Origin of the sequence: Candidatus Seongchinamella marina (assembly GCF_026262685.1) — a bacterium.
GTDB classification, from domain to species: Bacteria; Pseudomonadota; Gammaproteobacteria; order Pseudomonadales; family Halieaceae; genus Halioglobus; species Halioglobus marinus.
The window spans coordinates 322,732-335,773 of record NZ_SHNP01000004.1 but is presented as its reverse complement, the minus strand read 5'-3'; the positions used below and the strand labels follow the sequence as shown (position 1 = coordinate 335,773).

11 protein-coding genes are annotated in these 13,042 nt (G+C 53.5%); 3 read left to right on the top strand and 8 right to left on the bottom strand.

Annotated features, from left to right (window positions below; translation table 11 throughout):
* Positions 1-15: 15 nt before the first annotated feature.
* Positions 16-684 (top strand): hypothetical protein, encoded by a 669-nt coding sequence (locus tag EYC87_RS12875; RefSeq protein ID WP_279253241.1) that lies wholly within the window; start codon positions 16-18, stop codon positions 682-684.
* Positions 685-842: 158 nt separating this feature from the next.
* On the opposite strand, the gene rapA is transcribed toward EYC87_RS12875, so the two are convergent.
* The 4 genes from rapA to EYC87_RS12855 all read right to left on the bottom strand — a co-directional run bounded on the left by rapA (position 843) and on the right by EYC87_RS12855 (position 7,508).
* Positions 843-3,605, bottom strand: a complete 2,763-nt coding sequence (rapA, locus tag EYC87_RS12870) for an RNA polymerase-associated protein RapA (RefSeq protein ID WP_279253240.1) — start codon at positions 3,603-3,605, stop codon at positions 843-845.
* Complete coding sequence (locus tag EYC87_RS12865) at positions 3,605-4,420, bottom strand: TatD family hydrolase (RefSeq protein WP_007228677.1); 816 nt, start codon at positions 4,418-4,420, stop codon at positions 3,605-3,607. Before EYC87_RS12865 ends, rapA begins: the two co-directional genes overlap by 1 nt.
* A 20-nt stretch (positions 4,421-4,440) precedes the next feature.
* On the bottom strand, positions 4,441-5,424 hold the full coding sequence (locus EYC87_RS12860) for a LysR family transcriptional regulator (protein ID WP_279253239.1): 984 nt from the start codon (positions 5,422-5,424) through the stop codon (positions 4,441-4,443).
* 314 nt (positions 5,425-5,738) lie between these two features.
* Complete coding sequence (locus EYC87_RS12855) at positions 5,739-7,508, bottom strand: WS/DGAT/MGAT family O-acyltransferase (protein WP_279253238.1); 1,770 nt, start codon at positions 7,506-7,508, stop codon at positions 5,739-5,741.
* 98 nt (positions 7,509-7,606) lie between these two features.
* Between EYC87_RS12855 and EYC87_RS12850 the strand changes: the two genes are divergently transcribed.
* Positions 7,607-8,899: a tetratricopeptide repeat protein gene (locus tag EYC87_RS12850; protein WP_279253237.1), complete on the top strand. Its 1,293-nt coding sequence runs from the start codon at positions 7,607-7,609 to the stop codon at positions 8,897-8,899.
* Positions 8,900-8,901: 2 nt separating this feature from the next.
* On the opposite strand, the gene EYC87_RS12845 is transcribed toward EYC87_RS12850, so the two are convergent.
* Positions 8,902-9,522 (bottom strand): class I SAM-dependent methyltransferase, encoded by a 621-nt coding sequence (locus tag EYC87_RS12845; protein ID WP_279253236.1) that lies wholly within the window; start codon positions 9,520-9,522, stop codon positions 8,902-8,904.
* A gap of 2 nt (positions 9,523-9,524) precedes the next feature.
* Positions 9,525-11,174 carry a DUF3604 domain-containing protein gene (locus EYC87_RS12840; protein ID WP_279253235.1) on the bottom strand — a complete coding sequence of 550 codons (1,650 nt, stop codon included), beginning with the start codon at positions 11,172-11,174 and terminating at the stop codon, positions 9,525-9,527.
* Between the two features lie 400 nt (positions 11,175-11,574).
* Here EYC87_RS12840 and EYC87_RS12835 point away from each other — a divergent pair, with 400 nt between their 5' ends.
* Complete coding sequence (locus EYC87_RS12835; RefSeq protein WP_279253234.1) at positions 11,575-12,231, top strand: TetR/AcrR family transcriptional regulator; 657 nt, start codon at positions 11,575-11,577, stop codon at positions 12,229-12,231.
* On the opposite strand, the gene EYC87_RS19555 is transcribed toward EYC87_RS12835, so the two are convergent.
* Both EYC87_RS19555 and EYC87_RS12825 read right to left on the bottom strand, forming a co-directional pair.
* The gene (locus tag EYC87_RS19555; RefSeq protein WP_479723014.1) at positions 12,228-12,665 is read right to left on the bottom strand and encodes a cold-shock protein; all 438 of its coding nucleotides are present in this window, start codon (positions 12,663-12,665) and stop codon (positions 12,228-12,230) included. The two genes, EYC87_RS12835 and EYC87_RS19555, sit on opposite strands and share 4 nt — an antisense overlap.
* Positions 12,666-12,828: 163 nt before the next feature.
* The gene (locus EYC87_RS12825; protein WP_007228697.1) at positions 12,829-13,041 is read right to left on the bottom strand and encodes a cold-shock protein; all 213 of its coding nucleotides are present in this window, start codon (positions 13,039-13,041) and stop codon (positions 12,829-12,831) included.
* Position 13,042: the final 1 nt, after the last annotated feature.

Genomic DNA, 13,042 nt, shown 5'->3' with positions numbered 1-13,042 from the left:
CGGTAAACTGATCCAATGCGCCTGCTGTTAGTTATTCTTGTTTCATTGTCTGTGTCCGCCTGCAGCGGGTATGAATTTAAAAATCTTGCCAAGTCAGATGTAGACCTGGTCACCGATGAGTTCATTGACGAATCGCGGCGCCTGGTGCGAGAACTGACGGTGAAGCTGTATAAGCGCAACCCTTCTCAGCTGCACAAAACTCCGGGCATGACGATTGAGAAGCGCCTGACGCTACTGCAGAATTCTGCTGGCGAACTCAATTTCGTGGAGTTGGCGGGACGTCAGGAAACAGAAGCACTGGAACTGGTGTTCAATCCTGATTTCGATGGTGATCGAGTATTTGCCCTGGCAGTTGGTTTGGGCGGAATGCTACGTCACGCTTATGGCTACAACGACGAGTCCTTTCTATTTGACTCGCTAGAGCCAGAACCCCTATGGACAAGTGCTCACAACGTGGAAGTATTGGCCTGGAAGCTGCGTAATAATCGTATGGACAACGGTGCTCCCTGGCTAATTAGTAGTGAATACCAGGGCGTAACGGATAACTTGAGCTTCGAGCGCCTGTTTGGAAAATTGATTGTTTTGCAGGAAATGATGGCTCGAATCGCCGGTGATGCCGATGATAGGCGTGTGACTAAGGTGGTTCACGCCGCAGGTTCGGTGTTTATGCCGTTGCCGATTTGAGCCTTGATCGAATATCGAAGTCATTTTTTGGGACTCAATAATGTAAACCACGGAGGTGGTGTTTACCCTCGTGCTGAGGCCACTGATAGAGCAAAGGTTGAGGTATTCAGGCACAAAAGTACACTGGCAGGCAGTGAGTCATGCCACCCACAAATCGCTCAAGTCGTTATAACCAGGCGCAAAGCCTGCAGCTGCAGACTGGCGTGTTGTATGTGAATCGCACATTCCTCGATGCGATAGCGCAGGTGCTCCAGTTCTTCCTCCCGGATGGCGGGGTTGAGTTGTCGCAGCGCTTCGAGTCGTGCCAATTCTGCGCCCAGATCATTGCGCATCCGATCCTCGGCTTCCGTTAACACTGCTTTAAGCTTTGCCTCTGCCTGGGCATTGGCAAGGCTCATCTTGGCATCCACTTCCTTGTGAACCTGTTTAATGATGGCCAAGGCCGTGGCTTTTTTGACCTTTTCTACCAGCGCATTCAAGCGCTCATGAGGTACCAGCTCAGCCAGTTGCTTGCCGCGAGCATCTACCAGCAGTCGGATTGGCGACAGGGGCAGGAAGCGTTCTACCTGCAGCGCTTTTGGCGCTACACAGTTGATGGTGAACACGGCCTCGAGCAACATGGTACCCGCGGGAACACCCTTCAATTTCAGCGTTCCGATGGCGGCATTACCCAGCTCGGTGGAGTACACCATTTCCATGGCTTCCTGGATCATCGGGTGTTCCCAGGTAACAAACTCCATATCTTCCCGGGACAGGCCTTTTTCCCGGCTGAAGGTGACAGTCGTGCCTTCTTCGCCTACATAGGGAAAGTGTCCGGTTAGCATGTGCTCCGAGGGACGCAGGATCAGCGTATGCTCGGAATGAAATTCCTGGTCGACACCAAAAGCCTCGCACAGTGCTTCCAGATAGTTTTCCAGTGTGTCCCCCGACTCCAGGGACTCGATTTCCTCTATCAGAGTATCGGCAACTTCACGCTTGCATGAGTTTCTTTCGAGCAGCCGGTCGCGGCCTTCACGTAGCTCGTCTCTGGTGCGCAGGGTGAATTCAGCGGAGTCAGTTAGCAGTTCATCAAACGCTGCCGTTCGCTGCTCCAGCTGGGGCAACAAGCGCTGTTGAAAGTTCTGAAAAATCATGTAGCCAGCCGAGCAGGAATCGCGGAACAGGTCTAAACCCCTGTCATACCAGTCCAACAGGGTTTCCTGGGCACTGCCCTGGAGGTAGGGCACGTGGATTTCGACGTCATGGTGCTGGCCGATGCGGTCCAGGCGACCGATTCGCTGTTCCAGCAAGTCTGGATTCAGCGGCAGATCGAACAGGATAAGGTGATGAGCAAACTGAAAATTACGACCCTCACTGCCGATTTCCGAGCACACCAGGGTTTGAGCGCCTCCGGTTTCGTCCGCAAAGTAGGCGGCCGCGCGGTCCCGTTCAATAATAGACAGAGCCTCATAGAAAGCCGCCGAACGAATGCCCGCGCGCATATGCAAGTGATGCTCCAGTGCAATAGCGGTGCTGGCATGAGCGCAAATGATCAGCACTTTTTCCGGACGCAGTGCCTTGAGCGTTGTTTCCAGCCAGTCTACCCGCGGGTCGAAGTCCAGCCAGCTGTCGTCAAAATACGGTAGCTCCGGGTGCAGGCGTTCTTCTAATTCGACCACAGCGTGCTCGTATTGCTCAGGCTGTGGCAACGGATAACGGTGCAGGTGGCGTTGAGGGAACCCTTCTACTGCGGCGCGAGTGTTGCGAAACAACACTCTGCCGGTGCCGTGGCGGTCCAGTAATTGCTCGATTAGTTGCGCCGGTGGTTGGCTGGCGTCGAGATCTTCCGGTAAGTTGCTGGGCATTTTTCCGCGATCCAGGGCATCAGTCATTTCACTGAGCGCACGAAATTGGGTCTCTTCTTCACGAAAGCTTTCCAGGTCGTGGAAGCGAGAGGGATCAAGCAAGCGCAGCCTGGCAAAGTGGCTGGCCTGACCGATCTGCTCAGGCGTTGCGGTGAGCAGTAACAAGCCTGCGCTGCAAGTAGACAGTGCTTCAACGAACCCGTAGTCCTCACCTGCTTCATCCTCAGACCAGTGCAGATGATGGGCTTCATCGACTACAACCAGATCCCAGCCCGCTGCCAACGCCATTTGCTGAAGTTCGTCCCTGCCTTCAAACAGATCAAGACTGCATAGAACGAGTTGTTCGGCTTCAAAGGGATTGCCTTCGGACATCTCTGCCAGGCGATCTGCGTCGAACAGTGAAAAGTGCAGGTTAAAGCGCCGTAACATCTCCACCAGCCACTGATGCAACAGGCTGGGAGGTACTAATATAAGCGCCCGTGTGGCTCGCCCAGTGAGTAGCTGCTGGTGAATGATCATGCCAGCCTCGATGGTCTTGCCCAGGCCGACCTCATCTGCCAGCAGCACTCTTGGAGCGTGCCGTTGGCCTACCTCATTGGCGATATAAAGCTGGTGATGGAGCAGGCTGGTGCGCGAGCCCATCAGTCCGCGGGCTGCGCTACCCTGCAATCGGTTGGTGTGCTGCAAGGTCGCAACTCGTAGGGCGAAATCCTGGTTCTTGTCGAAGTGGCCATTGAGTAAGCGCTGCTGTGGGGTGGTGAGTTGAACAAAAGCGTCGAGCTCTAGTTCAGAGACCACAAGCTGCTGATCGTGGTGGTCAGTGCCAGTGTACATGAGCAGGCCATGATGCTCGTTGATTGCAGAAACAGTGAGCTCCACACCTTCAACAGTGCTGATATGATCTCCTTCTTTAAACCGCAATCGAGTCAAGGGCGCATTTTCGCTGGCGTAGGTTCGCTCCTCGCCAACCGCGGGGAAACTGAGGGTAATTCTGCGCGGCTCGACATCGACGACGATGCCCAGCCCCAGTTGTGCGTCAGCGTGGCTGACCCAGCGCTGTCCTACCAGGTATTCCATTAAGCGTTCCCGAAAAATAAAGTCTGACTATTACGGTAGACCTGTCCCAGCAGTTCTTCCACTTCCATCTGCATTGTTTCAGCTACCTGCTCAGCAATAAAAGGAAGATAGTATGAGGCGTTAGGACGGCCGCGGTAAGGCACGGGGGTGAGATAAGGCGCGTCCGTTTCCAATAGCGCCTGTTTTACGGGGGTGGCTGCGATGACTTCACGCACGTTGTCAGCCCTGTTGAAAGTGGAAATGCCGTTGAAGCCCAGCATAAAACCTTCGCCTAAACAGTATTGGGCCAACTTCATGCCCGAGGTAAAGCTGTGTATGACGCCCTTGTTAGGCAAGCGACCGCTGAAGTTGGCTAGAATGGCGCGGGTGTCTTCATCGGCATCGCGGGTATGAATAACAACGGGAAGCTGCAAATCCACTGCAATCTGAAGCTGTTGCTCAAATACTTTGCACTGCACCGCGCGGTCAGCGTGATCATAGAAATAGTCCAGGCCAATCTCGCCAACTGCCAGCAGTCGTGCGTCGGTTTTCAGGTTTTCTCGAATGCGGCTTTCAACACCGTCATCGTAGTGCTCTGCCTCGTGCGGATGTATGCCCTGGGTGCCCCAGATATCTGTGGCGCTATTGGCCAGCGCCTTGACAGTGTCCAGATTGTCGGGAGAGACGGCGATGGTAATGATTTTTTCGACGCCTACATCCCTGGCTTTATCGAGGGTCTCCGTTAGTTGATCACCTTGCAAGTAGTCCAGGTGGCAGTGAGTCTCGATGATAGGCGTTTTAAAACGGGGGATTTCGCGACGTTTTTTCTTGCTCATGGCTGGCTCGGTTGGATCGTTTACCGGTGCTGGGCCGCGCCGGCCGCAACTCGCTGTCGGAGCTTGCGGGGTTGGGTTGGACGCAGCTCGCGGATGGTACAGGTGATCTCTTCCCATAGCCAGTTGTGTAAGGGAGAGTTTTCTGTTCTTTGATGGGTCGCAAGAACATAATTCACGCTGCTATTTCCTGTGCGCGGCACTGGCAGTGCCGTAATGCCGTGACTGATACTTTCGTTCTGAGTCAGAAAAGCCGGACCCAGCATATAATAATCGGTGTTACGCAGTACCTCCATCGCGGTCATTAGGTGCGATATTTCCAACGATCCTCGAGTGTTGGTGCCAAGGCCGTCAAATAAGTCTTCACCAGCCTTCACTTGCAACTGCTCCCGGTCAGAAACGTAAAGGCGCACCACCGGGTAGTTAGCCAAGTCTGCCAGACTGATATTACCGGCTTGTAACGGGTGGTTTTCGCGGATTAGCAACACAGGTGGGCTACTCCCCAGGTCTATGGTGCGAAAGTCTGGACTGTAATGCTGATGTCGAATGTGTATAGCGAAATCAAGCTTGCCCAGGGCGAGCTGCTCTAGCTGATTTTCTACCCGGGTGACAATGCGCAGGTGTAGGTTTGGCGCTTGCATCTGAAGGCGTTTTGCCAGAGTCGGCAGCAGGGCGACACCGATGTACTCCGACAAGGCCAAGGTAATTTCAGTATCAATCAGGGCGGGGTTGAATGCCTGCTTAGAGACCAGCTGGCCAATGCCGGAGAGTATTTCGGTGAGCCTGTCAGTCAACTCGAGGGCTCTGGGTGTGGGCTGCATGCCGTGACTGGAGCGGGTGAATAGAGCGTCATCAAATACCGCCCTTAGCCTAGAAAGGGTCTTTGACATAGCAGGCTGAGTGATAAACAAGCGCTCTGCTGCTCTGGAGACGTTTCTTTCTTCTAGTAATACCTGCAATGAAATCAATAAGTTAAGATCTATTTTTGCGAGTTCTTTAGTATTCATAATAGTGATATGATTTTAGTTCATACTAAGCATAATAATAATACATTTGATGAATATCAACCCCCCTATTAAGCTATCTCCAACTCGAAACAGAAGCCCCAAATGCCGGGGCTGGCAATATGCCCCGCGGGGCGTTGCAGATGGCAACCCATCCAGGTCCAACAAGAGTTATTTTCGAACCCGCCTTTATGGCGGGTTTTTTTATGGGTGTGCGCATGGCATATCCCGGCGACAGCGTGGATGGGGTTTTTGGGGGGACAGGAATACCCCAGGGCTCTATTGCACTGAGCCCCGGCCTTCCGCTTGGGGTGTGCTTAGTTTTGCAGCTTTGGCTTTACCTTGGGCCTGGCCGTTGCCTTGCGTTTGGCGGGGGCCTTCTTTTTTACGGGTGCTTTTTTGGCCGTCGCTTTCTTGGGGGCCGTTTTTGTCGAGGCTTTCTTTTTGGCTGCAGCCTTCTTCACCGGCGCCTTCTTCTTCACCGGCGCTTTAGCCACCGCTTTCTTGCTCGCTGAAGTCTTGGCTTTTGCCGATGCTTTATCTGCGGAAGCAGACTGACTGGTTTTGGCCTGAGTTTTGGTTTTGGTTTTCGGTTTTGATTCCGCCGCGCGCGCACGGCGAGAAGCGTCTACCTTGGCTTTCTTCTTGGTGGCGCTTTTACCATCCGCGCGGGTTGCGGCAGCATAAAGAGCCTCGTAAGACTCGACCAGGCAAGTGTGATAAAGCTCGGGGTCTGGCATGATGGTGCGATCACCCAATACCGAAAGAGTGACCTTGCCGGCGTAGCTGAAAACCGCGTGAAACAGGCCCATGCCTGGCGTCAGCACCCCAAGACCGTAGTAATCGACCATCTTGGCGCCAGAGCAGTAGAGGGGAAAATCGGGCCCCATTACGTTGGTCACAACAGTGGAAATATTTACCGGCAGCAGTGAGGAGAGCTGGTTGCGTGACCAGATACCTGCGGCCGCTTTGGTAACGGCCGGGGAGAATGCGCCCGCAATTTTCAGCACATCAACCAGAGGGCTCTTTTCGCCGCTTTCCTTGGCCTCAGCTGCAGACTGGGTAACAGCCATCAGCCTTTCCAGTGGATCGATAATATCGGTATGCAGCGATGAATAAACTGATCCCACCTGATTGTTGTCGTCGGTTACCCCACGACGGGTACGCATGTTCAAAGGAATGCCAGCTGCAAGCGACCCCTCAGACGGCGCTTCGTCTTTTTTTGTCAGGTAGCTCTGTAGCGCGCCACCGACTATGGAAAGGGCCACGTCGTTGATGGTGACTCCGGCGGCGTTTTTGATGTCTTTGAATCCCTCTAGCGGAAATTCTGCTGCATCAAAGACCCGGTGCGGCCCCACCGCCCTGTTAAGAATAGTTTTGGGTGCGGATATGTCCGGTGCGGGAATCTGGTCGCGAGCAACGTTGAGTGCATACTTGCCCAACCCGATGCTGTTTTTTACCGTGCCACGCAGTAGGCTTGCCGTGTTTTTAATGCTGTTAACTGAAGCTTTGGATAGTAACTCGGCCATGCTGGGCTCGATGTCTACCAGGCGAGGTTCTTCCACTTCTTCATCGGCAGGCGAGGGGTTTGGCACAAGATCATGAATCAGGGCCATGAAAGAAGAGCCCCCGGCGCCATCGACGAGGGAGTGGTGCATCTTGGTGTAAATGGCGAAACAGCCTTTGGGAAGACCGGGAATATTATCCAGTCCTTCGATAATATAGGCTTCCCAAAGCGGGCGGGACATGTCCAATGGGCGGGCGTGCAGGCGGGCAACCTGAATGCATAGCTGGCGCCAGTCGCCCGGCTCCGGCAGAGCGATATGACGCAGGTGGAACTCTACATCGAAGTTTGCGTCCTTTACCCAGTAGGGTCTATCCAGACCACCGGGTACTTCGATGAGACGTGTTCTGAACAGGGGCTGTTTGGAGAGACGTCGCTCAAAGCCTGATATAACATCCTTGAAACGGACGAATCCGTCCGGGGCGCTGGAGGGGTCATAAATGCCCAGCCCCCCAACGTGTTGGGGCGTATTGGTTTGTTCCAGATTGATAAAAGCGGAGTCTAGAATGCCTAACTGTTTCATATTCTTTCCGAGCCCTGTGCAGGGAACCGATGGGTCTGCCAAAATGAGGCGCCGTTATATCATTGTTGCCGCATGCGTGCCATAAAGGTGATTAAAGTTTGTCCATTAATCTGAATAGTTGGCCCCTACGTTGGACGCTGTTTGTGACGCTCTGTCTGCAGTCGTTCGCTGGCCTCTGTGCGCCCACTTTTTATGGAGAAGACTTCATTCGATTTGGTGCCTCCTGGGAAGAGGGCGGTGAACGCTGGCAGGAGCTTGCTGGCGCCACACCGGGACCCGCTGAAGCCAAGCCCTACATGAAGCAGTTAGAAGCGCTGGAATTACGTGACGGCCCTTATGCCGACGGTCTTGCCGAGCCACTGGCGGCCCTGGGTCGCTATTATCGACGGCAGGGTGGATATCAGGAAGCAGTAAACCTTTATCGTCGAGCCATGCACGTGGTTCGTATTAATGATGGGCTATACAGTGAGAGACAGATTCCCCTGTTGCGAGAACTGCTGGTTTCTTACCGTGAAGCAGGAGACCTGAAGTCTCTGGATCAGCGTTACGACTATTTCTTTCGGCTTTATGGCGGCGGTCAGCCGCCATTTACCGAGTTGCGGCTGCGTGCAGCCCGGGAGTACTTCCGCTGGCAACGCGAGGCATTGCGCCGGGATGTGGGAAAGAATTCACGACGCTTACTGGATCTGATCAATGCCAACGAGGAACTGTTGCTGGGACTGCAACAGGATGTTGAGGTCGATTACCTTTGGCGCAGGGAGATGGCGTTCAGCCAATTGAAAAACCTATACCTCTTATTGCAGCGCCATTCTCCCCTGCTGCAGGAGAGTCAAGTGTTGACTACTAGCCAGTATATGGGAGCAAAGCCGGCAGTTGCTGAACTGGAGGAGCAGCGTATGAACTCGCTCTTGCGATCAGCGCCGGCGAAAGGCGCTGATCTGTTAAAGCAATTGATGAGTGCGGCACGAATGCGGGGGCCGGCGGAGCATGCATCGGTGGAGCTGGCGTTGGGCGACTGGTACCTCTGGTGCGGCAGTAAGCAGCGGTCATCCGAGGCCTATGCGGCAGTCGTCGCAGAACTGCAGGGCGCCGGTGAGAGCGGACTGCTGGAACAGTGGTTGGGTACGCCGGTGGAACTGCCGGACAATGGCGTTTTTTGGGTGCCTCAGTTGATAGGGGTGGATGAAGGTCCGGTGGTTCGTGCCAGTTATGATGTCTCTTCCCGCGGCAGGTTGAGTCAATTACAAACCACTTTGATCAGTGGGAGCGAGGACACGTCTCTCAATAGCTTTCGGCGTAAACTGTCGGCTGTTTTATTTCGCCCGCGATGGGTCAACGGTGAGCCTGAGGCGGTCACGGGACTGCAGCGTGATTATCAGATCCTAAACTGAACTTACGCGTTCTCCAGGACCATAATGGCACCGGAAGCTTCTATTGCACCCTGGGTGTTCCATTCCAGCACTTCTGCATAGTGCTTGTCGGCGCAGCGTTCTGCCACTTCAAAAAACGGTGCACGTTCAGGATCAGCGATCAGAATTTGTTTAACCCCGGCCTTGACTGCTCGGTCGACCATTTTGGTCACTGGCTTTACCAGTTCGTCCCAGAAACAGATATCGGCTGCAATCAACATGTCATAACGAGATAGTTGTTTGGTGCTCAGGTCCTCGAAGCGCGATACTAAATGCTCTGTCTGTACGCCGTTGATTTCGGCGGTGGCCTGAAGGAACGGAAATACATCTGGATCAGCGTCTACAGAGGTAACACTGGAGTTGAAATTCTTGGCACACCAGATACCCGAAATGCCCCAGCCGCAACCCACATCGAGGATGTGTCGACTGTGTTCAGGCGGATTTTTCTTCAGGTAGTCGATCAGCAGACAACTGGATTTCCACAGCTTGTTGCCATGAATAGAGGGCTCGAGCCCCTGGCGCTTGACCTTGCGGATTGTGGGGTGAGATCCGGTGGGCATAACGACACCGCGAAAACGTCTCTCTGTGCGTGATTTGGTGGCCAAGCTTACTCCTTGTTGGCATTGATCCAGATGGGCGAGGTCCATGCCCGTTCCTGAATTGTTGGTGAGTAAAATGGTTCTGTTGCGGGATCCAGGCAGCAGCGACCAAACACGTCGCCAATGGCTCCTTTTCCCTGAAGTTTTGCAGTCTGGTGCTCCGCTTGCTCAGCACAGTTCTCGGCGAAAGGATTTACTCCTGCAGCCTGGCACTGCAGCGTGCTCCATCGGCAAGAAGGGTTTTCTAAAACTCGAGCATAATAGAATGCGGACTCATTGCTATTGTACTGTGGATCGTGCCAAACGGTGCAAAGATTTTTATGCCCTGTGCCGGTCGGTAAGCAGCTTTCAGTGTCAACGCCGCCAGGGTTGTCGAAAAAATGATCTTGCACGTTGCGGTAGCCAGCGTCTCTGCGACCCAGATGGCCGGTGTAGTTGTTTTCTTCGGCACCACCGGGGGAGGCGCTATGGGTGTCGGTGCTGCCAATGAATCCCAACATAAACGGATTAATGCCAGTGCTGGCTTGCAGGGCCAGACCGTCTTTGAGCGTATTACGAACCATATTTCGGCGGCCAAATTCTTCAAGCGGCACCGCCCTGGCTTCATCGGTGCGCACTTCACCGTAAAGCGTTCCCAACATGGAAAGATTGTCTGCTTCCACCTGCTCGAAGTCACACAGTTCGTCCTCGGTATCCAGGCCAGCACCGGCGAGGCGGTCAAAGCGGCATTCGCTGGCCGCCTTGTGCTGAACCAGTTCCACCAGAGGCTCGAAGAAGGACCTGTCGAGCGCTTCCTGCTCGTTGCGCGGATCAGGAAACATCAAACCCCGACTGAGGTTGGAATTGTGAGGAATGGCCAGCACATCACAGCCTGTCTCAGCGTCTATGCACTGATCGCGCAGCTTGCGCCAGAGTTCTGGCACGTTCTTCGAACCAGTGTCATAAGTGGAGATGGCCGAGTCAGTGACATGCGCATTGCGGAATATCACATTGCGGTGGAGATTCGAGTAGTTCGGAGCATCGGTGTATTCATAACCGATGAAGGTGGTGAAGCTGCACTCTGAACTGCGATCATAGTGCTGTTCTGCGGCGTCCTGAATTCCCTGCCACGCCTCGCTGTGCGCAGCATCACAATTTCCCATTGAGCAGATAAGAGAAATGTTTTTTTCTGAGGTGTCATCGACTACACCGATTTTGGCCCAATAATTAGCTGCCAGTAGCTGCGCGATGAACCAACTGCTGCGTCCGGCGATACAGGCCGGAAACCAGTAAGCGGCTTTTGATGAATCCTGCGTGCAAAGGTTTATCGGACCAAGAAATTCAGCGTGATCTGTAATTGCGGTAAAGTCCAGTGGCCGCTGAATCTGGGCCTTTAAGGTTTGTTCACCATCAGCATCCGAAAGAATAATGGGATTACCTTTGGCATAACTGTACGCTGCACCGGGTCCGTTGCGCTGACTGGATACATAGCTATCAAACGAAAAACTGGTGTGCACGTGCAAGTCCCCGAACATGGGTTTGCGAGTTTCACTGTAGTCCGCGCAGGGCTCTCGTTGTTCTGTACGCTCAAAGCCCGAAACAACCTGGCTGCAGACGAGCGTGATTGTGCTGGCGAGTATCGCTCTCTTTAGTAATACCGTTCTCTTGTAGGCGGTCATTGTTCCTGCCATGCGGAGTCAAATCAGGTCGGTATATTAGCCCAGTCTGCATCTCTTGGCTTTCGCGTTTAAAGCAGGCGATGGTCACGGTGGTTAAAATGGCACGATTGGGATAAGATTGTATAAAAGAACCATTGGCATGCACCGGTGGTTCATAAGAGGGGAGTTGAAGTTCTTGCTTGCATCCAATGCTATTAAACTGAGTTCTGCAGGCCTTACACCACCCTTTTTTCCCATAACCTGAATTGCGAGGAAATAACCTAGTCAGGTCAGTGCCCTACTATATTGAAGTCTCTCACACATTTAACATCCCGCCAGCATGCTGTGCGCTAACGGAGTTCTCTAATACTCTCCTGTGAAGTGACTTCGAATGCAAGCGCAGCGGACAAGGACACATTAGATGACGACTGCACCCCGACGGCAGGTTGAATTGCTGGAGAAAAATCGCCCACGGCAAGAGCGGGCGAAACGTACCTATGAGTCGATTCTCGCCGCCGCCGCCGAACTACTTGTAGAAGTGGGTGTTGAGCGTATATCGACTAATCTGATCGCTGAGAGAGCTGGAATAACAGTTCCTGCCCTCTATCGCTATTTCCCAAATAAGTATGCGGTAATAAACACCTTGGGCGCTGTGCTGATGGACCGTCAAAATGACGCGTTCCAGAAGTGGGTGGATCAAAACTACGTAGAGGGTGAACCCGAGCGGCTGCTCGCTAATTTTTATGAGGTGCTCTGGCTCACCTATGACGTGACGCTGAAGCAGGTCGGTGGTTTGGAAATAGCCCAGGCGCTGCGCGCTGTGGAGCCCCTGCGAGAGCTGAGGTTGACCTCACATCAGCTGTTGGCGCGGCAATTGGCGAACTTTATTGCTGAGTGGTTTAATCGCCCCGTGGACGAGGCAGTGATTCTACAGTCACGAATTACTGTGGAGTTAGGTTACTGCCTGGTTGAGATGGCACTGGAGGATAAGGCCCTGCCTGCGGAACAAGCCCTACGGCGGGGAGCTGCGATGCTGGAGACCAGTTTAATTGCGGTCGTAGAGCAAGGGGCCTCTTAAAGAGGCTCTACATCCTCAGCTTGCGGGCCTTTGTCTGTATTGGCCTCTACAAAGCTCACTCTTTGACCGTCTTTAAGGCCGCGGCGACCCTCGCCAATAATTGAGCGGAAATGAACGAAAATTTCTTCGCCATCGTCTTTGGTAATGAAGCCAAAGCCTTTTGATACATTAAACCATTTTACCTCGCCTTCCTCCCTTGGGCCTTCAGTAACGGAGGCTTTGGTTGTTTGCTTCTTGCTGCTGCCATTGGAGGGCTTGCTGGCTGTCACTGCTGCTTTGCTCACTGGAATTGTTACCAGAAAAGCAGTTGCAAGTGTGGCGATGACTAAGACTAGGAAGACCAGGGCCGGTTGAGCCTCTGGTACAAATGTAAGTAGGGCCCAGGCAGCGGTTGCGGCCAGGACGCTGATGACAATTTTTCCGAAAAAATTCATGTATACCCCTGTTAGTGAAGCCCGAAGGCGGCGGCAGTCTACCACCTAACGCGGCTAATAACGCAAAAATAGTGCAAATAGAAATCACGGACGGCGCTGGAGGCGTCGCCGGCTGGGCTTTGAGTTGCGCTTTTGTTCCGGAGTATTAAATCCGACGAACAGGCTACACCTTGTGGACGTCTTCCGCTTGCAGGCCCTTGGGGCCCTCTATCAGACTGAACTCCACCTCTTGTCCCTCATTCAGGGTGCGGTAACCATCACCCTCGATGGAACGGAAATGCACGAAGACATCAGCATCTTCTTCTTCCCGGGTGATAAAGCCAAACCCCTTGGCATTGTTAAACCACTTTACCGTGCCGCTTACACGATCACTCATA

What these genes read in the sequence shown, in the direction of transcription:
- EYC87_RS12835 (WP_279253234.1), top strand. Translation starts at nt 11,575, where the DNA reads ATGACGACTGCACCCCGACGGCAGGTTGAATTGCTGGAGAAAAATCGC.
- EYC87_RS12860 (WP_279253239.1), bottom strand. Translation starts at nt 5,424, where the DNA reads ATGAATACTAAAGAACTCGCAAAAATAGATCTTAACTTATTGATTTCA.
- EYC87_RS12865 (WP_007228677.1), bottom strand. Translation starts at nt 4,420, where the DNA reads ATGAGCAAGAAAAAACGTCGCGAAATCCCCCGTTTTAAAACGCCTATC.
- EYC87_RS12825 (WP_007228697.1), bottom strand. Translation starts at nt 13,041, where the DNA reads ATGAGTGATCGTGTAAGCGGCACGGTAAAGTGGTTTAACAATGCCAAG.
- EYC87_RS12840 (WP_279253235.1), bottom strand. Translation starts at nt 11,174, where the DNA reads ATGACCGCCTACAAGAGAACGGTATTACTAAAGAGAGCGATACTCGCC.
- EYC87_RS12875 (WP_279253241.1), top strand. Translation starts at nt 16, where the DNA reads ATGCGCCTGCTGTTAGTTATTCTTGTTTCATTGTCTGTGTCCGCCTGC.
- rapA (WP_279253240.1), bottom strand. Translation starts at nt 3,605, where the DNA reads ATGGAATACCTGGTAGGACAGCGCTGGGTCAGCCACGCTGACGCACAA.
- EYC87_RS12855 (WP_279253238.1), bottom strand. Translation starts at nt 7,508, where the DNA reads ATGAAACAGTTAGGCATTCTAGACTCCGCTTTTATCAATCTGGAACAA.
- EYC87_RS19555 (WP_479723014.1), bottom strand. Translation starts at nt 12,665, where the DNA reads ATGAATTTTTTCGGAAAAATTGTCATCAGCGTCCTGGCCGCAACCGCT.